Origin of the sequence: Candidatus Pelagibacter sp. Uisw_099_02 (assembly GCF_047727625.1) — a bacterium.
Classification (GTDB): domain Bacteria; phylum Pseudomonadota; class Alphaproteobacteria; order Pelagibacterales; family Pelagibacteraceae; genus Pelagibacter.
Genome location: NZ_CP159822.1, coordinates 868,331 through 889,090 on the forward strand (window position 1 = coordinate 868,331; position 20,760 = coordinate 889,090).

Genomic DNA, 20,760 nt, shown 5'->3' on the forward strand with positions numbered 1-20,760 from the left:
AATGTAGTTTGGATGTTCACGTTTTGATTCACCTTTGATTCATTTACAGACTCAAAATACAATCTCTTGTGTGTATTATATAACTAGTCTATGAATAAGAACAAAATAAGAACATGAAACTAACTATTCCGTTTTATCTACATAAAGCAGGTGCTGGCTTTCCCTCTCCTGCAACAGATTACATCGAAGAAGATGTGGATCTTAATGTTCATCTAATTAAAAACGTTCCAGCAACATTCATCATTAGAGTTCAGGGAAAATCAATGACTGATGTTGGTATTTATGATGGTGACTTGTTGGTTATTGATAGAAGTTTAAAACCTAAAAATTTTTCAACTGTAGTTGCAAATATTTATGATGAATTGGTTGTTAAAAGTTTTGTTAGATCTAAAGATGGACAATTTTTAACATCAGGTTCGAAAAATATTGAAGATAAAATAATTATTGGGGATGAGTCTGAGGTATTTATCTGGGGAGTTGTGACTTATGTCATCCATTCAACGTACTAAAAAGATAGCACTTGTTGATTGTAATTCATTTTATGTTTCTTGTGAAAGATTATTTAATCCTAAAATTAGAAACAAACCTGTAGTTGTTTTATCTAATAATGATGGCTGCATCATATCAAGATCAACTGAAGCAAAGGCTCTTGGTATTAAAATGGGAGAGCCTTATTTTAAAGCTAAAGATATAATACTTAAAAATAAAGTTTATGTATTTTCTTCAAACTATTCTTTGTATGGAGATTTATCCAGAAGAGTAATGAGAACTTTAAAAAGATTTAATCCAGTCTTAGAAATATATTCTATCGATGAAGCTTTCTTAGATCTAACCAATTATCCTGATGATGAAATTGAAGATGTTGGAAAAGAAATTAGAAGTATTGTTTTACGATGGACAGGAATACCTACAAGCATTGGTATTGCTAAAACAAAAACTTTAAGCAAGATTGCAAATCATATAGCAAAGAAAAAACAATCCGGTGTAACTAACTTGATAGGTATTGAAAATATTGATCCACTGTTAGAAAAAATAGATATTAATGATGTGTGGGGAGTTGGTAAGCAGATGACAAAATTTTATCAGCAAAATGGAATTTACAATGCTAAACAGTTAAAGAATATGTCAAACACTTGGATTAAAAAAAGCTCCAATGTTTTAAGCTCTAGGACTGCATTAGAACTTAGGGGCATTCCCTGCATTCCATTAGAAACTAAAACTTCAAAAAGAAAAAGCTGTGTAGTATCAAGATCATTTGGTACTAGAGTTGAAAAATTTCAAGAACTACAAGAAGCAGTTACAAGTTACTGTTTAAACGCTTCAGAAAAAATTAGATCAGAGTCGTTGATTGCAAAATCAATAACTGTTTCTGTAAGAACAAGTCCTTTTCAAAATAGAGGAGTTTATTATTCAAATGCTAAAACTATAGATTTTCCAATAGCTACTAATAATAGTATTGAAATAGTTAAAACTGCTTTAGCTGCATTAAATGAAATCTTTATAAATGGGTACAGGTATCAAAAAGCTGGAATAACATTGACCGGCTTAACTGGTTCAGAGGGTAGTAAAAATTTATTCTCTTCAGAAAAAGATGAAAAAATTAAAGGTTTGATGAGGTCTATTGATAGTACAAATTATAGATATGGTAGATCAACACTGAGTTTAGCCAGTGCTGGGGTTAACAAGAAGTGGAATATGAGAAGAGATCACTCTTCAAAGATAGATACAGCTGATTTTTATTCTCTACCAACGATTAAAGTTAATTAATTTGTTTACCTTTTTCAATTGGATCTAATATTAGTTTTTTGTGATTATATTTATAATTGGTATTATTATAATGAAGTGAATTAATAACCAGTATTCTTGAATTTTCTACATCAATTAAAATAGCATTCCCACCATAGCCACCCATGCCAAATATAATTTTGTCTTTTAATCCTGGAAAATCCATATGAAATTGACCTCCATATGATTTTGTACTATTAAATGCTGGTTCATTTACCCCCCCTTTTGGAATTCTTCTTTTGTGAATTTCTTTTAAATATTTTCCAACACAAGTATCATTCTGATAATCATCCATTATAGCTTTTGCTATTCTAAGATAGTCAAATCTTGCTGCCATTATGTTGGGATGTCCATTTCCATTTTCTTCTTGAAAACTAGTAAAACCATAACGAATGCTATTTTTGATCTTTATTTTATCGTTGAAAACTTTGCTATAAAATTTGTCATAATCTTCACTGGTTTTAAATTTTATGTAATTTAAAATTAATTGAGTAACAAATCCATTGTAATTGTATCTATCCTTGGATTTTTTCGTATTTTTGTTTCTAAAGTGTGAGCGCATAGTTGTTTCAATATCTCTATCTTCATATGCACCTAATTTACTTGTACCATCTTCAAATTCATCGATATACTTTTGATCACCAGTATTCATATTTAAAAAATTTATCAATTTTTGATTATGATAGAGTGAGTCTTTTATTACAGGCCAGTCATTTACTCTTGCATCAACTCCATCAATGTAGCCCTCACATATGGCATGACCTAGTATATAAGAAGTTACTGACTTACCCATTGACATTGAATAAAATTTTGTCTCATTATTTAAAAACTCTCCCAGTCTTTCTTTGGGAGAAAATTCGTCAATTAATACTTCACCATCTTGATAATATAAATAACTAAGGATACCTTTAGTTTTCATTTGTTTTTTTAAAAATTTATCTTCAATTAAATTGAATTTAAAATCGTATGAATTATTTGAAGGTTTAAACTCTTTTAAATGTGTGCCTCTATCTCTATAAGAGTATTTCCATAAATAATAAATCAGGGTATCTCTATTTGGGTTTGAATGATAAGCAATATTAGTTGCTGATAATGCCTTATTACCTATCTTGATATTTAGATTGTTCATCATTGTCATTTTTCCTTTGGGATAATTCCCACATTCTTTATTTAACCAAGCATCACTATTTTTTTTATATGATGCGCAAATATCAAACTTAGCACCCCCTTCTTTTAAATATTGAGAGTAGCCATTTTTCAAAAGCCATTGATTAAATTTATTAAAATTTTCAGCTAAAAGATTGCTTGAAGTTAATAAGCTTAAAGTAAGAATTATAATTATTTTGTTCATTTAATTTTATCTATACTGTCAATATTATTTAATGAATTATTATATTCTGACATATTTTCTCTACTAGATAATATTATAACTGAAATCATCATAATAATAACTCCAAGAACAGGTATCAACGTGATAATTGAAATTTTTCCAGTCACTAAAAATAAGTAAGCAATTAAAAATAATATAGATCTAATTAATAAAGTTATCTTAAAAACAGCAATAATTGAAAGAGAATGTTTTAATAAATTAATAAAATTCATTTTAGATAGTCCAAAATATCTTTTTGCCCTAATAGAGGGAATGAATTTTCTATCTTTAAATAACTTTGCAATAGATCCTGAAAAACTACTCCACGTTGCAGCCTCATTAACCATTGTATTAACTGCTGACTTTGGCATGCATGAATAATTACCATATTTGATTGAGTGACCTGTAAAAACATAAGTCAAATACTTGTGGATTAAATAACAAAACTTAAAAATAAATCCTTCAGATCTTTTTACTCTATTGGCTGTAACAACAATATCTGGATGTTCTTTAATTTTTTCAATCAATAAACTAAGCTCTTCCGGTCTATCTTCTCCATCACCATCCATTGGAATTACATAATCAAACTCTTCTTTATCATTTATATATTTTAATCCAGCTGCATTACACCTTGCATGTCCCTTATTTCTTTTCATGTTGATGATTTGAATCGATTTTAAATTAGTTAAATTAACTGAAAATTCTGGTTTATTTTCACTGGATGCATCGTTAACTATTATTACTGAAAATTCACCTTCTAATGTTAAAATTTCTGAATTAATATTTTCTAAAAGTTTAAAGACTGACTGCCAATCATTATAAACTGGAATTAAAATTTTTATTTTATTCATCTATATCCAATACAAATATTATCTATACACATAAATTTAGATAGTGAATTTAGTTTATCTTTAGTAATAAGCCCCTCCCAAACAGGTCTAGATTTTAAATGGTACGATAGATTACCCGCATTCCACTCATCTCCAAGAACAACATTGATAGATTCTTTGTGATCTTGACTCCAGGCATATTGGGTTTTTATAGCTATTTCTTTTCCTGGATAGTCTGTTCTTTTATCTGTTTTTGAAATTGAGATATATGCATAAGAAAAAAGTGAAAAAGTAAACAAAACTAAAAATGACAATAAGAATCCATTTAGTTTTTTTAGATTTATTTGTGCTTGAAAAATATAAACAATTAATACACCAAAGAATAAATAAAATGGTGTCATCCACATTGTTTTTATTTTTGAACCAGTTAACAATGAAGTTAAGAACATTAGGCCTATTGGTACTAAATTAATAAATATCAAAAATAATAATTTTTTATCTTTTAAGGTTATTTTGAATTTTAATTTTTTTATTAAAAAAAATGACATTATAAAAAATGGAATTAATATTCCTATTTGCTTAACTAAAAATATTAATGGATAAGTTATGTGATCTAATAAACTAGAGCCTTCTAACCCAGCTCTAGCTAAACCATAAGTAATGGTTATATAATCATTATTTGTTAACCAAATTAGATGTGGAACTAATAAAACAATAAAAACTTCTAAAGACACTAGATACTTAAAATCAAACTTTTTATATTTTTTTATAAAAATTATATAGAAAAATAATAGATCAATCGTTATTAAAAGATAAATAAAAAGATATTTTGATAAAAAACCTATAGCTGCAAACACTCCAAGCCAAAAACAATCTTTAAAAGTTATTTGTTGTTTGTCAAATAATTTCCATGAATAATAAACACATAATGCCCAGAAAGGTAATTGGCAAACATTTACATTAAATTCTGGAGTTGTAAAATTATAAAAATAAATACCTTCAAGTAAAAGAACTGATATTAAACTTAAACTTTTATTTTTAAATAGTTCACCTGCAAATTTAAAAACAACAATAAAAGCTATTACTACAAATATTTGACTCAGTAAATAATAAGCCCCATCATGTGAGCCAAATATTTGATAAAAAATTTCTGAAAAAAAAGCACTTGCTGGTGGATGTTTATTAAAGCCCCAATCGAAATTATTTCCCCAAGCTAAAGCTTCAATTGTATCTAGCGGTAAATTGTTATTTGTTAATGTTGGAACTAAAGTCCATAAAATTAAATGAGTTATAATAAAAATATAAAATAATTTTTGTATACTTTTTTTATTAAGTGACATTTGATAGATTTTATATGAATTAAGCTTGCTTGACACGTATTAATTGCTGAATATACTCCGCCACTAAAATTTATACATATGCCTAAAATCTCAAAACCATCTACTAAAAAATCAAAAGTAAAAATAAAAAAAGCTATTACAGCAATTAAAAAGCCTTCAAAAGCCATACAAAAAGCAACTATTGCTAAAAAAAAAATTAACCCCGTGATTAAAATTTCAAAAAATTATATTCCCAAAGATACTGAAAAATATATGTGTGACAAGCATCTATCCTTTTTTAAAATAAAGCTTACAGAATGGAAAAAAGAATTAGTAAAAGCAAATAATGAAGCTCTTTACCATGGATCAATGGATGATAACAGTGTTTCGGCTGACATTGTTGACCAAGCAAGTTCTTACACAGATAAAGCAGTGGAGATGAAAGCTATCAATAGACAAATAAAATTAATTTCTAAAATTGATCAAGCCTTATTAAGGTTAAAGAATGGAGTGTATGGATTTTGTGAAGAAACAGCAGAACCAATTGGATTAAAAAGATTGATGGCAAGACCAGTTGCTGAACTTTGTATTGCAGCACAAGAAAAGCATGAAAAAGAAGAAAAAGTATATGCTGATGATTAAACTTAAAGTATTCTCTTAGTTAGCATCAAGAACAGCATGTAAAAACTGTTTTGTTCTTTCGTTCTTTGGATCATCAAATAATTGTTCTGGTGGACCTTGTTCAAATATCTTTCCTTCATTAAAAAAACACACGCGATCTGATATTTCTCTAGCAAAACCCATCTGGTGAGTGACCATAATCATTGTAAGATCATGTTCTTTATTTAAAGATCTAATAACATTTAAAACCTCTCCAACAACTTCGGGATCCAGTGCTGATGTAATTTCATCTAAGAGCATAACTTTTGGCCTCATAGCTAAAGCTCTGGCTATAGCAACCCTTTGTTGCTGCCCACCTGATAATCTTGAAGGATGTTCATCTTTTTTATCTGATAATCCAACCAAATCTAATAAATCTAGTGCTCTTTCTTCAGCTTCTTCTTTTTTCATTCCTAGCACTTCAACTGGTGCCTCAATACAATTTTGTAGAGCAGTCATATGAGGAAAAAGATTAAATTGTTGAAAGACCATTCCTATTTTTGATCGTCTTTCTCTTAAGTATTTTTCATTAGCAAAAACAAGTTTTTCTTTTTCCATCATGTGGGTTAAAGGCTCACCATCTAAATGAATTATACCTTGATTAATTTTTTCTAAAGTCATTAAAACTCTTAAAACTGTTGTTTTACCTGAGCCTGATGGACCAATAATCGAAACCATTTCATTTTTTTTTATTTCTAAATTAAGCTTATCTAAAACAACAAGGTCTCCATATTGCTTAGTAACATCAGAGAATTTTACCAAGATATCATTAGAGTCTTTTTTATTATCCATTTAATTTTTTACCTTTCCTTGTGCTTTATTTACTGATCTCTCTAATTTTCTTATACCCATAGCAGCAGGTATTGATAAAATTAAGAAAATAATTCCAACCATCGTATATGGTTCCAGATAACGGTAGTGTTCTCCACCTACTGATGTTGCTGCATGAAATAACTCTGCAACACCGATTGTTGAAAGTAGTGGCGTGTCTTTAAAAATTCCAACTAAATAATTTCCCATTCCTGGAATTGCTATAGGAAAAGCTTGGGGTAAAACTATTCTTCTATACGTATATAATGTTGTAAAATTTAGAGCTCTACATGCTTCCCATTGAGATTTTGGAACACCCTCTAGTGCACCTCTATAAACTTCTGAAAGATAAGTTCCAAAATGAAGTCCAATTGTAATCATTGCTGTTACCCAAGCTGATAAGATTATGCCAAATTGAGGGCCAACAAAATAAAGAAAAAATAACTGAATAAGAAGAGGTGTTGAACGAATAAATTCAACTATCTCTCTGACTAGTATATTTATAACTTTGTAAGGTGTTCGTTGCCCTATTAAAAATATTAACCCCACAACTACTGCAATTGCATATCCTATGCCAGCAGCCATTATAGTATTTAAGGTTGCCCATAACATTTTTGGCAGGATTTCATATGCAAAATCCCATCTCCATTCTGCATTCATATTATATCTTTTCCTTTCCAACTTTTCTTGCTGCAAGAACTTCTAGCCAACGCAAGAAAGGCACAAGAAAAAATCTAGAGATTATATAATAAATTAAAAGAGCTGTACCAAAACATTGAGCTGACAACCATGTAATTGAATTAATTTGTTTTGCTTCAAAAGTTAAGTCAACAACTGTAACTAATGCCACTAATGCTGTTGCTTTTAAAAGTTCAACAGTTAAATTTGCTGCTGGTGGTAGTATTATTGGAAAAATTTGGGGTATTATAATTCTTCTCATTCTTTTTGCTGAACTAAAGTTTAATGCATGAGCACCTTCCCATTGACTCTTAGGTACTGCTAATATTCCACCTCTAACTATTTCAGCTCCATATGCACCAAAGTTTAAACCTATTGCAACCACACCAGACGTAAACGCTTCTAATGAAACACCAAAAAAAGGTAATACATAATAAAACCAGAATAATTGAACCATCAAGGATGTTCCTCTAAAAAACTCAATATAAACAGTTGCAACACCTTGAATAACTGAATTATTAGATACCCTCATTAATCCAAAAATAATTGAAATTATTACATAGAGAATAGTGGCACAAATTAAAACCTTAAGTGTAGTTATCGTTCCTAGAAGTAGCGTAGGTCCATGTTCGGATAAGAATGAAAAATAACTCACGTTCAAAAACCTTTAATTAAATTTAAAAAAAAATCAGGCAACTTTTATTCATCGCCTGATTAAATTGGTTTATTTCTTATATTATCTGTTGCAAGCCCAAGCTGTTGTCATATGAGCAGGCTGAAATTGTGCCTCACCATATCCATACTCACCAGCTCTTTTCAACATTTTTGCTGGATTAGCCATAACTTTAGCTAATGCTTTGTTGAAATTGTCTCTAAACTCAACATCAGTTTTTCTAAAGCCCATACCTACTACATTTAAAGTTTCTTCAGGCATTTTTTTAGGATCAGCTATTTCAAACATTCCATTACTTTTTGCTACATGTTCTTTTGCACCAAATAATGTTTGTACTGCAGCATCCGCTCTACCAGCTTTCATTGCAGCAAGAATTCCAACTTCACCTTCAACAAACATCATTTGACTATCAGGAACGCCATACTTTTTAGCAGCTGCTACAGTGTTAAAACCAGCACCAGTTACAAGTTTAGCACCTTTGCTAATTACATCTGCATAATTATAAATTCCTTTAGGGTTTCCTTTTGGAACCATCATGGCATCACCAAAAACACCTATAGGATCAGAAAAGTTCATACTTTTACATCTCTTTGGTGTAATATACATACCGCCAGTAATAATATCCGAACGGCCAGCATTTATTCCTGGAATTAATCCTGACCATTCAAAAGTTTTAAACTCCATTTGATCTTTAGTAATTCCCATTTCTTCAAGAACTGTCAATGCAATCATATTAACAAATCCCAACGGTTCACCACTATCTCCAGCATAGGCCCACGGTACAGCAGTACCAAAACCAAGTCTTAACTTGCCACCATTTTTTAGTTTTTCAGTCAATGTTTCAGCACTAACTGCCGTAATACTAAAAAGAATTACAAGAAAAACTCCAATCGATTTTAAAAATCTATTCATTTTTTTTCCTCTATTTAAGTTTATTTTTATAATTAAAACAAAATTGAAGTTGTTTGTACACCAAAAAGTAAATACAACTTTAAGTTGCTTGATAAAATATTTTTATTAAATGATTATCTTAATCTTATCACCTAAATTAATTTCACCATCATCAAGTGCAGTCAAATAAATTCCCATTTCAAAATGATTATAATTTTTTTTTAATGATTGAAGTAAATTTAAAGAATTGTCATCTGTTGTTGGTTTTAAATTAATTGCAACACATCTTGGAATATTTTTCTCAACCTTAAAAGAAATATCATTAATCTTTATAGTTTTTCCTATCCATTCTCTCTCTGCCCAAGGCTTAATTCCATCAATACATATATTTCCTCTAAATCTAGATATTTCAACTTTTTCATTTGTTTTTTTCTGGAAATCACTAACACTTTGTATGTTTATAAGTGAAACTGAATTAATAAAATCAACTTTATTTGAAATTGATGTGTCAAAAAAAGGAAATTCTTCATTTTTCATTAAAACTATAGGTTCCTTTAAAGAATTTTCTAATTCTATAATCTTATTTGAAAGTAATTGACGTTCACTTAATTCATTTATATCGATTGTTAAAATTTCTTTATCTTTAAAGGTTAATGTTAATCTATTTTTCTTATAAAAAAAATTGTACTTATTTAATACTGGAGAATTTTTAAGAGTTAAAACTTTATTCCATTTGCCTTTTCTCTCTTCTGGAATTTTTTCAAATAGTTGTACTTTATGTGAGTCAAGATTCTTAGCAAATGCAAAAATTCGATCTCCTATAATTCCAATATCTTTTTTAATTTCACACTTATTAATAGTTTGAAATGATACTGATTTAACTGGACAGTAATTTATTGAAGAAATAGTTGCGCTCATATAATATTTTTCTTATGGTTTTGGTATCTTTGAGCCATTTTTTAAAAGATCGTAACCCTTTATAACAGCTTCTCTACTTGCGATATCTAAATACCATCTTGTTAAATCTTTATAATTGTTAAGCCCAATATCATGCCATTCATGTCTTGCAAGCCAAGGCCAGGTTGCAATATCTGCAATTGTATAGTCATTGCCTGCTAAGTATTTTGATGAAGACAATCTTTCATCTAACTCACTATATAATCTTTTAGCAATTTTAAAAAACCTCTCTTCTCCAAATTGACTTTTGCCAGGATTATAATGATGAAATTGATGATGCTGTCCAATCATTGGTCCGATAGTTCCCATCTGTGCCATTAGCCACTGGTTGATAACATTACGATCTTTAGCTTCATAAAATTTATTATATTTTTCTGCTAAATACATAAGGATCGCTCCAGACTCAAATACAGATTTCTTATTTTCATGATCTAGTATTACTGGGATTTTACTAAAGGGGCTTATTTTTTTAAAATCAGGTTTAAATTGATCTTCTTTGGATAAGTCCATTGCTGTAATTTTAAAATCACAACCGATTTCTTCTAATAGTATAGTTATTTTTTTTCCATTTGGAGTATCCGAAGTGAATAATTCTATCACTCTTTAACACCCAGTCTATTTTTTACTGTTTTAGATGAAGTGGTAAATTCAAATCTATATTTTTCGTCTGGTTTTGCATATTTAAAACATCCCCTTGCAGCTAGTGCTCCCTCATGAAAACCTGAAAGAATTAATTTAAGTTTTCCAGGATAAGTACAAATATCACCAATTGCAAAAATTCCTTCTTTATTGGTTTCAAAACTTTCAGTATTAACAGGAACTGTCTTTTTATCTAAATTTAATCCCCATTCAGCAATAGGCCCCAGTTGCATTATTAATCCAAAAAAACCCAAAACATAATCAGTTTTAATTTCTTTTAAACTCTCATCATCATGTTTAATATTAATGCTTTCAATTTTTTCATTACCACTAACGGAGCCTAGTTGATATTTTGTATAAACTTCTATTTTACCTTCATCTTTTAACTGATTAACTTTATCAATACTTGCTTGCATCCCTCTAAATTCATCTCTTCTGTGAACTAATATAACTTTAGATGTATTTGAAAGCTCAATCGCCCAATCTAATGCAGAGTCTCCTCCACCAAAAATGGTAACTGTTTTATCTTTAAAGATTGTTTTATCTTTAATTGAATAAAGTATTTGTTTTCCTTCGTACTTTTCAATTTTTTTTATTGCAAATTTTCTTGGCTCAAATGAACCAACGCCTGCAGCAATAATTATACTTGATGCTTCAAATTCAGTTCCTTTATTAGTCTTTATTAACCATTTTTTTTTAACTTTTTTAATTTCTTCTACTCGTTCATTTAAATGAAAATTTGTTTTAAATACTTTAATTTGTTCAATTAAATTATTAGTTAACTCTTCTCCAGTGCATTCTGGAACGGCAGGAATATCATAAATAGGTTTGTCTGGATAAAGTTCAATGCACTGTCCACCTATTTTATCCAAATTATCTACCACTTCACACTTAAGGCCAATTATGCCTAATTGATGAATACAAAATAATCCAACTGGCCCTGCACCTATTATTAAAGTATCTGTTTTAATCATTTAACCTTGCTTTGATGGCATGCTAACTGTTAGTCCATCCAATTCATCTGAAACTAATATTTGGCAACTTAATCTACTAAATTTATTGGGCTCATAAGCCATGTCTAGCATGTCTTCTTCTCCATCTTCTTTTTTTGGAAGCTTATCAAACCATTCTTCTTTGACATAAACGTGGCACGTAGCACAAGCCATACCTCCTCCACAATCAGCATCTATTCCTGGAATATCGTTTTGAACTGCACCCTCCATTACACTCAACCCATTAGAAACTTCTATAGAGTAAGATTTTCCACTATTTTCAATATAGGTAATTTTAGGCATTGAACTATATATAATTACATAAAAAAAAAGGGCAAGTACACAAAATGTACTCGCCCTTTTTAAATTATTTAGGTTTACTAATTACTTAGCTTTTCTACCACCTGATTGTACTGCGGCAGCCCAAATGATTAGACCAAATGCAGTTTTGTTTAGCAAGTCAGCTATGTTGTAAATCACATTTAGTGAGTCAGCATCTACACCACCTGTTAGGTAACCAAATACGTAACCTAATGGGTAAATTGCCCAACCAACTGTAACGATCATTCTCATTGCACCAAATGCAGTAACAAGAGCTTTGTTTCCACTTTTTGCTGCAGCTTTACCTGCTTCACCTGAAAATACTTCATAAAGAATGTAGAACCATCCAGCCATACCGATTACAAAACCAAGTGTAGCGTTAATGTATCCTGCTTCTCCTAAGTATCCACCTACAAGCATCACAACTGTTCCAATTAACAATCTCCAGAATATTCCAGAATTTGCTTTACCTACTGCTGCTAGCACAAGGTAAAATTCTATCATCAGTAATGGCACAGTGATTAACCAGTCAATATATCTGTAAACAGTTGGCGACTCGCCAGTTATTACCCATACATCTCTCATATACACGTAATGTACAAAAGCAATACCAGTTACTAGACCAGATACGATTATTGATGTTCTCCACGCTGCTGCAACGTTTCCTGCTTCTAAGAAAAAGAAAGCAGTCGACGCTAACATTACCATTGATACAAGCCAGAATGAGATCCCAACGAAGTCGTCAGAAGCCAACATGGCTGTCTCTGCATTTGCCACACCTGAAGCACCCATTAGGGCTACAGCTGTAAGGGCAAACAATTTTAGTTTTTTCATAAAAAACTCCCTCTTTTGTTAGTTTTTAACTTTTAGTTTATATAAACTAGACTTAAACAAACGCTTAAATCATGTTGATGGTTAACTATCAAAGTTATCTAGTTTTTAGAAGGTTTAATTGTGTCTAATTTGTATTGATTTTACTTACTTTTTAAATTTTAATACAATTTTTAATTTAATAAGCTTAGAAAACTAACAAAATAGAATCAATTAATATGTCAAAAAAATTTAATGATATTTACCAAAATTCTCTAAAAAATCCTGAAAATTTTTGGCAAGAAGTATCTAATGATATCTTTTGGTTTAAAAAACCTACTAAGATTTTAAATAAATCTAACCCACCCTTTTATAAATGGTTTGAAGATGGTGTTACCAACACTTGCTACAATGCTTTAGACATTCATATCGATCAAGGCAGAGGTGACAAACTAGCTTTAATTTATGACAGCCCAATAACTGGAAACAAAAAGCAGTTTACCTACAAAAAATTAAGAGAAAAGGTTTCAAAATTTGCGGGAGCTCTAAGAAATCAAGGAGTTGACAAAGGTGATAGGGTTATAATCTACATGCCTATGATTCCAGAGGCAGTTATAGCAATGTTAGCATGTGGGAGAATTGGAGCAATTCACTCTGTAGTGTTTGGAGGGTTTGCCTCAAATGAACTTGCTAGCAGAATTGATGACAGTAAAGCAAAAGTAATAGTTACAGCTTCATGTGGCTTTGAGCCTGGAAAAACTGTTGAATATAAACCATTGGTTGATGCAGCAATTAAGATGGCTTCTCATAAAATAGATAAAATGATCTTATTTCAAAGAATAGACCATACGGTCGAACTTAATGCTCCAAAAGAAATCAGTTGGGGTGAGGCACTTTCAAATGCAAAAGAAGTAGATTGTGTTGAAATGAATTCAAATGATTTGGCTTATATTTTATATACCTCAGGAACTACAGGCGTTCCTAAAGGAATCGTTAGAGATATTGGTGGTCATATAGTTGCTCTGAAATGGACTATGAAAAATATCTACAATATTAATGCTGACGATGTCTGGTGGTCAGCAAGTGATATTGGATGGATTGTTGGGCACTCTTATATTGTTTACGCACCTTTATTTAAAGGTTGTACTACAGTATTATTTGAAGGTAAGCCTGTTGGCACTCCTGATGCTGGTGCTTTTTGGAAAATAATTTCAGACTATAAAGTAAAATCCCTTTTTACAGCTCCAACTGCCTTTAGAGCTATTAAAAAAGAAGATCCTGATGGTAAGTTTTTTTCTAAATATGATTTAAGTAAATTTGAGTCATTATTTTTAGCTGGTGAAAGAGCCGACCCAGATACAATTAAATGGGCAGAAAATTTATTAAAAGTTCCAGTAATTGACCATTGGTGGCAAACTGAAACGAGTTGGGCAATTAGTTCTAATTGTACAGGAATTGAAATGATGAAAACAAAATATGGCTCAGCTTGTAAGGCAGTGCCTGGATATGATGTTCAAATCATGAAGCCAGATCAAACTATAGCTAAACCAAATGAAATGGGAGATATAGTTGTAAAACTTCCTCTTCCTCCAGGAACTTTTCCAACATTATGGAATGCGGATGAAAGATATAAGGACAACTATATGACTAACTATGATGGTTACTATGAAACTTATGATGCAGGTCATATTGATGAAGATGGATACATTTGGATTATGTCTAGAACAGATGATATTATAAATGTTGCAGGTCATAGGTTATCAACTGGTGCAATTGAAGAAGTTCTTTCCGAACATCAATCAGTAGCGGAGTGTGCTGTATTAGGGATTGCAGATAAATTAAAAGGGCAATTACCAATAGGGCTCATAGTCCTTAAGACAGGTGTCAAAAAAGATAACGAAACTATTTCAAAAGAATGTATAAAAATGGTTAGAGACGCTATTGGACCTGTTGCTGCATTTAAAATTGCAATCGTTATTAAGAGATTACCAAAAACAAGATCTGGTAAAATATTAAGAGGAACTATTAGAAAAATTGCTGACAGAGAAGAGTATAAAACACCAGCAACAATTGATGATCCAGCTATCTTAGCTGAAATAAAAGAAGACTTAATTAAAAATAATATTCTTAAGTAATGATTAAAACATATTTAATTTTAGTAGTTGCAATTTTTTTGGAAGTAGGTGGAACGATGTTGTTGCCTGTTTCACAAAATTTTACAAAAATTATTCCAACTGCTACCCTTGCAGTTTTTTATTTGTTATCCTTTTATCTTATAACTTTTGTAGTTGATAAAATTCCAATCGCAATTGTTTACGCAACATGGAGTGGTCTTGGAGTATTCACAGTTGCAATATTGGGATATGTTTTCTTTAAACAATCATTATCTTGGCAGACTGTATTAGGATTGTTCTTTATTGTTTTTGGGGTAGTGCTTGTAAATAGCTTTTCAGTAAAAACTATCTAAAATTTTAGAGGTTTGCCTTCAGGGTCACCTAAAATTTTACCATCTCTCATTTTAACTTGGCCATTAATAATTGTTGCTACTGGTGTACCTTTAAATTCGTATCCATCAAAAGGTGACCAGCCACACTTACTCTCAATATTTTCATTTTTAATTTCAATTGTCTTGTTCATATCTACAATTGTGAAATCAGCATCAAATCCCTCTTTTATAAAACCTTTATTTTTAATCCCAAAAATCTTAATTGGATTTTCACATATAGAATTCATTAATTGTTCTAAAGTTAATTTTCCATCATTAACATGGTTTAACATAACTGGTAAAAGTGTTTGAACACCAGGCATACCAGATGGTGAGTTTGGATATTTTTTTTCTTTATTCTCTTTTAGGTGTGGAGCATGATCAGATCCAATTGTATCATTAAGATTATTTTTTACTCCATACCACAATCTATCATAATGAGACTTGTCTCTTAGAGGTGGATTCATTTGAGCATAAGTTCCAAGTTTATCATAACAATCTGGAGCATAGATTGTTAAGTGTTGTGGGGTAATCTCAAATGTTATGTTGCCTTTGTGTTGTGATAGAAAATCAATCTCTTCTTTTGTGGTAATATGAAGAATATGAGCTTTTTTCTTATATCGCTCGGCAATTCTAACTATTCTTCTAGTAGATGAGATTGCACATTCAGCACTTCTCCAAATTGGGTGTGAATGAACATCTCCTTTTTTAATTAATTTTTTATTAATATTTAAAATTGCTTCATCTTCAGAGTGTACCGCAACAACTTTAGAACTACTTTTAAATACTTTTTCAATATCCTCTTCAAATTGAACCAATAGATTCCCCGTTGAAGAACCAGCAAAAAGCTTAATTCCACAACATCCTTCTAAGTTTTTTAAGTCTGCCAACTCGTCAGCGTTATCTGGTGTTGCACCAAAGTAAAAAGCATAATTGCAATACATCCTATTTTTTGCAAGATCTAATTTCTTTTGAAATTCTATTTTATTAGAAGTTGGAGGGTTGGTATTTGGCATCTCAAAAACGCTCGTTATTCCTCCAACAATTGCTGCCCTACTTCCTGAGTGTAAATCTTCAGTATCTGTTGACCCAGGTTCTCTAAAATGAGTTTGTGTATCAATGCATCCTGGCAAAACAGTTAACCCTTTAGCATCAAAAATCTCTTTCGTTTCAATATCAATTTGACCAATTTTTATAATTTTACCATCTTTAATTGCTATATCTTGATCTTTAAGATCTTTATCTATGTAGCATGAACCATTTTTGATTATTAGATCTAACATTTATGAAAAAAGTAATTATATTATATTTAGACATCAATCAATTATGAATATGCAAAAAGTATATATTTTAGAAGATAGAGGAATTCTCTATATAAATGGAACAGACGCTAAAGAATTTTTACAAAATATGATTAGCAATGACATTAATAAGGTTAATGAAGATAATAGTTGTTTTGCATCACTGTTAAGTCCTCAAGGTAAGTTTTTATTTTCGTTTATTGTAGTAAAATATAAGTCTGGATACTTCATTGATTCTGAAAAATCTCAGACAGAAGCTCTCTTTAAGCAATTAAATACCTACAAACTTAGATCTAAAGTTGAGATTATGAATTTAAGCAATGAATTTGTTGTTGCTGCATTCAATAGAGAAAAATTTTTAAAATTTGAAGGAACAAAAGATACGCCTGGGAATACAATTAAATATAGAGAAGACTCTATTCTACTGGATCCAAGGAATAAAAATTTGGGAGCAAGACTTATTATTAATTTAGAAAAACTTTATCTATCTTTAAAGAAATTAGAGTTAAAAGATTCTCCAGTTAATGATTATTATAAATTAAGTCATGAGCTAGGAATAGCTCAAAAAAATATGAATAAATTACAAAATAAATTATTTGGTATTGAGTGCAATTTTGATGAGCTGAATGGAATAGATTTTAAAAAAGGGTGTTATGTTGGACAAGAAAATACTGCCAGGATTAAATTAAAAAATAAACTTTCAAAAAGATTATTGCCAGTTGAATTAATAGAAGGAAAATTAAATCAAGATGATTTAATCTACAATAGTGAATTCGAAGTAGGGAAAATTTTGATAAATGATGAATATCCTTATGCTTTAATTAAATATTTAAATGATCATTTTATTAATCAAATAGAATTTAAAACTAAAAATGCTAAAATAAAGATTAGAAAACCTTACTGGATCTAAGGGTAACTATTTAACAAACTTAGTTAAGTCTGGTTTAAAATATTTTGGTCCCTTCATAACTTTTCCAGATTCATTATATATAGGCTTGTTGTCTTCACCTAACTTACTCATATTTGAGTTTTGTACTTCCTCAAAACATCTATCAAGATTTATGCCAAACGCATGCCCAGCTCCATATGTTACATATAGTATATCTGTTAAAGCATCAGCAACTTCTAAAAGGTCTTTATTTTTCATTGCAACTTTAAGTTCCTCTAACTCTTCATTAATTAGATCATATCTGAGGGTATTAATCTTATCGGTGCTAAAAGAAGGTTTAGTTTTGACTTCTTGACCAAAGGTTTCCATGAAAGTTTTTACTTTGTTAAAATTTGACATTTAGCTCCTATAAGTTTTATAAAATTTAATATATAGGTATAATAAATTATTAATTATATATTAATCAATGAAATTAAGAAAAGAATTTGATAGCATAGGAAGTATTAATGTACCCAGTGATAAATATTGGGGGGCATCTACTCAAAGATCAAACAAATTTTTTAATATTGGAAAAATCCTAGTTAATATTTCAATAATAAAATCTATTGCAATTATAAAGAGATCTGCTGCTCTAGTTCACTACAAGGAAAAACAAATTAATAAAAAAATAACTAATTTAATAATAAAAGCTTCAGAGGAAGTTATTAAAGGAAAATTAGATGGAAATTTTCCTTTAAAAGTCTGGCAAACTGGCTCTGGTACTCAAACAAATATGAATGTTAATGAGGTAATTGCAAATAGGGCCATTGAAATTATGGGTGGCAAAAAAGGATCAAAAAAACCTATACACCCAAATGATCATGTTAATAAATCTCAGTCTACTAATGATGTTTTTCCTACAGCTATGCATATATCTGTGGCACAAGAAACTATATCTAAATTATTGCCTAGTTTAAAAACTTTAGAAAAAGAATTATCTAGGAAATCTAAAGAATTTAAAGATATTATAAAAATTGGTAGGACTCACTTACAAGATGCAACACCACTATCTCTTGGTCAAGAATTCTCAGGGTATCAAGTTCAATTAAAAAAATGCATTGAAAGAATAGAGTATGCTCTTAAAGAAATATATTTTCTTGCACAGGGAGGAACAGCTGTTGGAACAGGCATTAACTCTAAAAAAGGTTTTGATAAAAAAATTGTTAAAGAAATAGCTAATTATACAAAAATACCTTTTAAGCCAGCTAAAAATAAATTTGCAGAACTAGCAGCTCATGACTCAATTGTTAATTTTTCAGGGACATTGAACACTTGTGCTGTTGCATTAATGAAAATCTCAAATGATATAAGATTTTTGGGTTCAGGACCTAGAGCGGGGTATGGAGAATTAATACTTCCAGAAAATGAACCTGGTTCATCTATTATGCCTGGCAAAGTTAATCCTACACAATGTGAGGCTGTAACAATGGTTTGTGTTAAAGTGATTGGCAACCACACAGGAATTACATTGGCTGGGTCTCATGGACACTTTGAGTTAAATGTATTCAAACCATTAATTGCTCATAACGTGCTTCAATCAATAGACCTTATTGCAGATAGCACTAAAAACTTTGCTCTTTATTGTGTTAAAGGAATTAAAGCTAACAAAAAAAAAATTAAAGAACACTTGGATAATTCTTTGATGTTAGTAACGGCTCTTGCTCCACATATAGGATATGATAACGCCGCAAAAATAGCAAAAACAGCTTTGAAGAATGGAACTACACTAAGGTATGAAACTCTAAAAACAGGCCTTATTAAAGAAAAAGATTATGAGCAAATAGTTAATCCAAGTAAAATGATCTACCCCTCATAAATACTAAGTAGTTTATTTAACAACCGTCTAGTTTTAATTAAATTGTTTGAATTATTATTACTAAAACCTTCTATTATATTTAAAAATTGATCTCCCAACACCCTATTATCAATCTTAACTTTATTAAACTTAATCTCATTACTCGAAAAGTCATAATCTAAATTAATTAAAATATTTTTAATTTTTTTCCTAGATTTTTTGCTAGTATTAAGAAAAGAGAATAAACGATCAGAGTTTTTAATATCAAGAAATAAATTAGTGTTTAAAATTAATTTATCATTTTCAAAATATAAATTACTTTTATTCAGCTCTAATAATCCTATGTCATCATTAGTCAATATTGTTTTATCAAAATTAATTTTACCATTAACAATATTAAGATTGATATTGGCATTCTGAAATATTTGATTTTTTACATTTGTGCTAGCGAGTGCAGATATTTTTAAACTTAGGTTGTCATTAAATAGTAATTTTGACTCAATAAATTCCTTAAAAATAGGGTTTAAATTAAATAATTGAAATATTTTATAATTTCCCAAGTTAATATTTAAATCTAAATCAAAAGGATTAATTGATAATTTACCACTATAATTAATTTTTGAATTGTTCAATTTAGTATTGTCAGATGTAAAGGTAATTAACTTTTCTTTGACATTATATTTTGTTTTAAATGTAGAATTTAAAATTGAAATAATTATTTTTCCAAAACTAGAACTAGAATCTTCATGAATAAATTCATTAAAGATATTTAAATTAAGCGATTTAGCCTCAAAATTAATTTTCGTATTATCTATAGAATTATTTTTATTTTCAAAGTCAAAAACAAAAGGAACACCAAAAGTATTTCCTTTTAATTTAAATAAATTTAATTTTTTTTCATTGTCAAAAAATAGTGCCGCTTTATCTATTTTTATAATTGCAATTATCTCGCTTAAATTATCTTTAAGAAAAATATTACTATTATTGATCTTAATTTTTTTATTTGAAAATTGTCTCTTGGAATGTTTGTTTAGAATTTTAAATTCTTTTCTTAATAAAGAAAAATTAGCTTTATCAATAAGGAGTTTCTTTAGGCTCATTTTTTCTTTATTAAAAAAATTTTTTTGACTTATAAAAACTCTTAAAGTTTTAACATCAGCAATCGATTTCAGATTTTTGGAATCACCTAATAATATTTTAGAGTTTTGAATTAAAAAATGTGGGGAAGGAAGAATTCGGTAAGAAATATCAGAGGACGTGCTTAAATTTATTTTAAATTCATTGCGTATTTGAATTTCTATATTTTTTTGAATCCAACTTTTTTTGTATAAAATAGGTATTGATAAATAGAATAGATAAAGAAATAATAGACTAATAAAAGTTATTAAAAATTTATTAAAGCTACTAATTATGAATTTATTATTTGTTTTATTCTCAACTTTGAATATTGTCTTTTTAACTAGGTTATTAAAATTTTTTACAATTTGTTTCATAAATAATGTTGAAATTTGATTAAC

22 protein-coding genes are annotated in these 20,760 nt (G+C 29.5%); 7 read left to right on the top strand and 15 right to left on the bottom strand.

Annotation, left to right across the window (positions count from 1 at the left end):
* Positions 1-113: 113 nt before the first annotated feature.
* Positions 114-509, top strand: a complete 396-nt coding sequence (locus tag ABXT47_RS04765) for a LexA family protein (RefSeq protein ID WP_415307990.1) — start codon at positions 114-116, stop codon at positions 507-509.
* The gene (locus tag ABXT47_RS04770; RefSeq protein ID WP_415307991.1) at positions 487-1,767 is read left to right on the top strand and encodes a Y-family DNA polymerase; all 1,281 of its coding nucleotides are present in this window, start codon (positions 487-489) and stop codon (positions 1,765-1,767) included. Before ABXT47_RS04765 ends, ABXT47_RS04770 begins: the two co-directional genes overlap by 23 nt.
* Here ABXT47_RS04770 and ABXT47_RS04775 read toward each other — a convergent pair.
* Genes ABXT47_RS04775 through ABXT47_RS04785 form a run of 3 tightly spaced genes read right to left on the bottom strand, consistent with a single transcriptional unit; the run spans position 1,760 to position 5,324 of the window.
* Positions 1,760-3,136 (bottom strand): hypothetical protein, encoded by a 1,377-nt coding sequence (locus tag ABXT47_RS04775; RefSeq protein ID WP_415307992.1) that lies wholly within the window; start codon positions 3,134-3,136, stop codon positions 1,760-1,762. The genes ABXT47_RS04770 and ABXT47_RS04775 overlap by 8 nt on opposite strands.
* Positions 3,133-4,005 (bottom strand): glycosyltransferase, encoded by an 873-nt coding sequence (locus ABXT47_RS04780; RefSeq protein WP_415307993.1) that lies wholly within the window; start codon positions 4,003-4,005, stop codon positions 3,133-3,135. Before ABXT47_RS04780 ends, ABXT47_RS04775 begins: the two co-directional genes overlap by 4 nt.
* Positions 4,002-5,324, bottom strand: a complete 1,323-nt coding sequence (locus tag ABXT47_RS04785) for a glycosyltransferase family 39 protein (protein WP_415307994.1) — start codon at positions 5,322-5,324, stop codon at positions 4,002-4,004. The genes ABXT47_RS04780 and ABXT47_RS04785 overlap by 4 nt, the downstream gene beginning before the upstream one ends.
* Positions 5,325-5,402: 78 nt before the next feature.
* Between ABXT47_RS04785 and ABXT47_RS04790 the strand changes: the two genes are divergently transcribed.
* Positions 5,403-5,945 carry a TraR/DksA family transcriptional regulator gene (locus ABXT47_RS04790; protein ID WP_415307995.1) on the top strand — a complete coding sequence of 181 codons (543 nt, stop codon included), beginning with the start codon at positions 5,403-5,405 and terminating at the stop codon, positions 5,943-5,945.
* A 15-nt stretch (positions 5,946-5,960) separates the two neighbouring features.
* Here the strand turns inward: ABXT47_RS04790 and ehuA are convergent, their stop codons facing one another.
* The 9 genes from ehuA to ABXT47_RS04835 form a co-directional block, all read right to left on the bottom strand.
* Positions 5,961-6,755, bottom strand: coding sequence for an ectoine/hydroxyectoine ABC transporter ATP-binding protein EhuA (gene ehuA, locus ABXT47_RS04795; RefSeq protein WP_415307996.1), 795 nt, complete (start codon positions 6,753-6,755; stop codon positions 5,961-5,963).
* On the bottom strand, positions 6,756-7,433 hold the full coding sequence (ehuD, locus tag ABXT47_RS04800; RefSeq protein WP_415307997.1) for an ectoine/hydroxyectoine ABC transporter permease subunit EhuD: 678 nt from the start codon (positions 7,431-7,433) through the stop codon (positions 6,756-6,758).
* 1 nt (position 7,434) lies between these two features.
* Positions 7,435-8,106: an ectoine/hydroxyectoine ABC transporter permease subunit EhuC gene (ehuC, locus tag ABXT47_RS04805; protein WP_415307998.1), complete on the bottom strand. Its 672-nt coding sequence runs from the start codon at positions 8,104-8,106 to the stop codon at positions 7,435-7,437.
* An 81-nt stretch (positions 8,107-8,187) separates the two neighbouring features.
* Entirely contained in the window at positions 8,188-9,036 is an 849-nt protein-coding gene (locus ABXT47_RS04810; RefSeq protein ID WP_415307999.1) for a transporter substrate-binding domain-containing protein, read from the bottom strand.
* A 105-nt stretch (positions 9,037-9,141) separates the two neighbouring features.
* Positions 9,142-9,933 carry an MOSC domain-containing protein gene (locus ABXT47_RS04815; protein WP_415308000.1) on the bottom strand — a complete coding sequence of 264 codons (792 nt, stop codon included), beginning with the start codon at positions 9,931-9,933 and terminating at the stop codon, positions 9,142-9,144.
* Between the two features lie 12 nt (positions 9,934-9,945).
* The gene (locus ABXT47_RS04820) at positions 9,946-10,572 is read right to left on the bottom strand and encodes a glutathione S-transferase family protein (RefSeq protein ID WP_415308001.1); all 627 of its coding nucleotides are present in this window, start codon (positions 10,570-10,572) and stop codon (positions 9,946-9,948) included.
* Positions 10,569-11,585 (bottom strand): NAD(P)/FAD-dependent oxidoreductase, encoded by a 1,017-nt coding sequence (locus ABXT47_RS04825; protein WP_415308002.1) that lies wholly within the window; start codon positions 11,583-11,585, stop codon positions 10,569-10,571. The genes ABXT47_RS04820 and ABXT47_RS04825 overlap by 4 nt, the downstream gene beginning before the upstream one ends.
* Positions 11,586-11,906, bottom strand: a complete 321-nt coding sequence (locus ABXT47_RS04830; RefSeq protein WP_415308003.1) for a 2Fe-2S iron-sulfur cluster-binding protein — start codon at positions 11,904-11,906, stop codon at positions 11,586-11,588.
* Positions 11,907-11,987: 81 nt separating this feature from the next.
* A complete protein-coding gene (locus tag ABXT47_RS04835) occupies positions 11,988-12,758 on the bottom strand; it encodes a bacteriorhodopsin-like (RefSeq protein WP_415308004.1) in 771 nt (256 codons plus the stop codon).
* Positions 12,759-12,973: 215 nt separating this feature from the next.
* Between ABXT47_RS04835 and ABXT47_RS04840 the strand changes: the two genes are divergently transcribed.
* Positions 12,974-14,869 (top strand): propionyl-CoA synthetase, encoded by a 1,896-nt coding sequence (locus ABXT47_RS04840; protein WP_415308005.1) that lies wholly within the window; start codon positions 12,974-12,976, stop codon positions 14,867-14,869.
* A complete protein-coding gene (locus ABXT47_RS04845) occupies positions 14,869-15,201 on the top strand; it encodes a DMT family transporter (protein WP_415308006.1) in 333 nt (110 codons plus the stop codon). Before ABXT47_RS04840 ends, ABXT47_RS04845 begins: the two co-directional genes overlap by 1 nt.
* Here the strand turns inward: ABXT47_RS04845 and ABXT47_RS04850 are convergent.
* Complete coding sequence (locus ABXT47_RS04850; protein ID WP_415308007.1) at positions 15,198-16,502, bottom strand: dihydroorotase; 1,305 nt, start codon at positions 16,500-16,502, stop codon at positions 15,198-15,200. The genes ABXT47_RS04845 and ABXT47_RS04850 overlap by 4 nt on opposite strands.
* A 49-nt stretch (positions 16,503-16,551) precedes the next feature.
* Between ABXT47_RS04850 and ABXT47_RS04855 the strand changes: the two genes are divergently transcribed.
* Positions 16,552-17,430 (top strand): YgfZ/GcvT domain-containing protein, encoded by an 879-nt coding sequence (locus ABXT47_RS04855; protein WP_415308008.1) that lies wholly within the window; start codon positions 16,552-16,554, stop codon positions 17,428-17,430.
* Positions 17,431-17,436: 6 nt separating this feature from the next.
* Here the strand turns inward: ABXT47_RS04855 and ABXT47_RS04860 are convergent, their stop codons facing one another.
* On the bottom strand, positions 17,437-17,808 hold the full coding sequence (locus ABXT47_RS04860; protein WP_415308009.1) for a phosphoribosyl-ATP diphosphatase: 372 nt from the start codon (positions 17,806-17,808) through the stop codon (positions 17,437-17,439).
* Between the two features lie 67 nt (positions 17,809-17,875).
* Between ABXT47_RS04860 and fumC the strand changes: the two genes are divergently transcribed.
* Positions 17,876-19,264: a class II fumarate hydratase gene (fumC, locus tag ABXT47_RS04865; RefSeq protein ID WP_415308010.1), complete on the top strand. Its 1,389-nt coding sequence runs from the start codon at positions 17,876-17,878 to the stop codon at positions 19,262-19,264.
* Here the strand turns inward: fumC and ABXT47_RS04870 are convergent.
* Positions 19,252-20,736, bottom strand: a complete 1,485-nt coding sequence (locus ABXT47_RS04870; protein WP_415308011.1) for a hypothetical protein — start codon at positions 20,734-20,736, stop codon at positions 19,252-19,254. The genes fumC and ABXT47_RS04870 overlap by 13 nt on opposite strands.
* Positions 20,737-20,760 lie beyond the last annotated feature (24 nt).

What these genes read in the sequence shown, in the direction of transcription:
- ABXT47_RS04870 (WP_415308011.1), bottom strand. Translation starts at nt 20,736, where the DNA reads ATGAAACAAATTGTAAAAAATTTTAATAACCTAGTTAAAAAGACAATA.
- ABXT47_RS04770 (WP_415307991.1), top strand. Translation starts at nt 487, where the DNA reads ATGTCATCCATTCAACGTACTAAAAAGATAGCACTTGTTGATTGTAAT.
- ehuD (WP_415307997.1), bottom strand. Translation starts at nt 7,433, where the DNA reads ATGAATGCAGAATGGAGATGGGATTTTGCATATGAAATCCTGCCAAAA.
- ABXT47_RS04825 (WP_415308002.1), bottom strand. Translation starts at nt 11,585, where the DNA reads ATGATTAAAACAGATACTTTAATAATAGGTGCAGGGCCAGTTGGATTA.
- ABXT47_RS04765 (WP_415307990.1), top strand. Translation starts at nt 114, where the DNA reads ATGAAACTAACTATTCCGTTTTATCTACATAAAGCAGGTGCTGGCTTT.
- ehuA (WP_415307996.1), bottom strand. Translation starts at nt 6,755, where the DNA reads ATGGATAATAAAAAAGACTCTAATGATATCTTGGTAAAATTCTCTGAT.
- ABXT47_RS04850 (WP_415308007.1), bottom strand. Translation starts at nt 16,502, where the DNA reads ATGTTAGATCTAATAATCAAAAATGGTTCATGCTACATAGATAAAGAT.
- ABXT47_RS04840 (WP_415308005.1), top strand. Translation starts at nt 12,974, where the DNA reads ATGTCAAAAAAATTTAATGATATTTACCAAAATTCTCTAAAAAATCCT.
- fumC (WP_415308010.1), top strand. Translation starts at nt 17,876, where the DNA reads ATGAAATTAAGAAAAGAATTTGATAGCATAGGAAGTATTAATGTACCC.
- ABXT47_RS04845 (WP_415308006.1), top strand. Translation starts at nt 14,869, where the DNA reads ATGATTAAAACATATTTAATTTTAGTAGTTGCAATTTTTTTGGAAGTA.
- ABXT47_RS04860 (WP_415308009.1), bottom strand. Translation starts at nt 17,808, where the DNA reads ATGTCAAATTTTAACAAAGTAAAAACTTTCATGGAAACCTTTGGTCAA.
- ABXT47_RS04785 (WP_415307994.1), bottom strand. Translation starts at nt 5,324, where the DNA reads ATGTCACTTAATAAAAAAAGTATACAAAAATTATTTTATATTTTTATT.
- ABXT47_RS04775 (WP_415307992.1), bottom strand. Translation starts at nt 3,136, where the DNA reads ATGAACAAAATAATTATAATTCTTACTTTAAGCTTATTAACTTCAAGC.
- ABXT47_RS04810 (WP_415307999.1), bottom strand. Translation starts at nt 9,036, where the DNA reads ATGAATAGATTTTTAAAATCGATTGGAGTTTTTCTTGTAATTCTTTTT.
- ABXT47_RS04835 (WP_415308004.1), bottom strand. Translation starts at nt 12,758, where the DNA reads ATGAAAAAACTAAAATTGTTTGCCCTTACAGCTGTAGCCCTAATGGGT.
- ABXT47_RS04780 (WP_415307993.1), bottom strand. Translation starts at nt 4,005, where the DNA reads ATGAATAAAATAAAAATTTTAATTCCAGTTTATAATGATTGGCAGTCA.
- ABXT47_RS04815 (WP_415308000.1), bottom strand. Translation starts at nt 9,933, where the DNA reads ATGAGCGCAACTATTTCTTCAATAAATTACTGTCCAGTTAAATCAGTA.
- ABXT47_RS04830 (WP_415308003.1), bottom strand. Translation starts at nt 11,906, where the DNA reads ATGCCTAAAATTACCTATATTGAAAATAGTGGAAAATCTTACTCTATA.
- ABXT47_RS04855 (WP_415308008.1), top strand. Translation starts at nt 16,552, where the DNA reads ATGCAAAAAGTATATATTTTAGAAGATAGAGGAATTCTCTATATAAAT.
- ABXT47_RS04790 (WP_415307995.1), top strand. Translation starts at nt 5,403, where the DNA reads ATGCCTAAAATCTCAAAACCATCTACTAAAAAATCAAAAGTAAAAATA.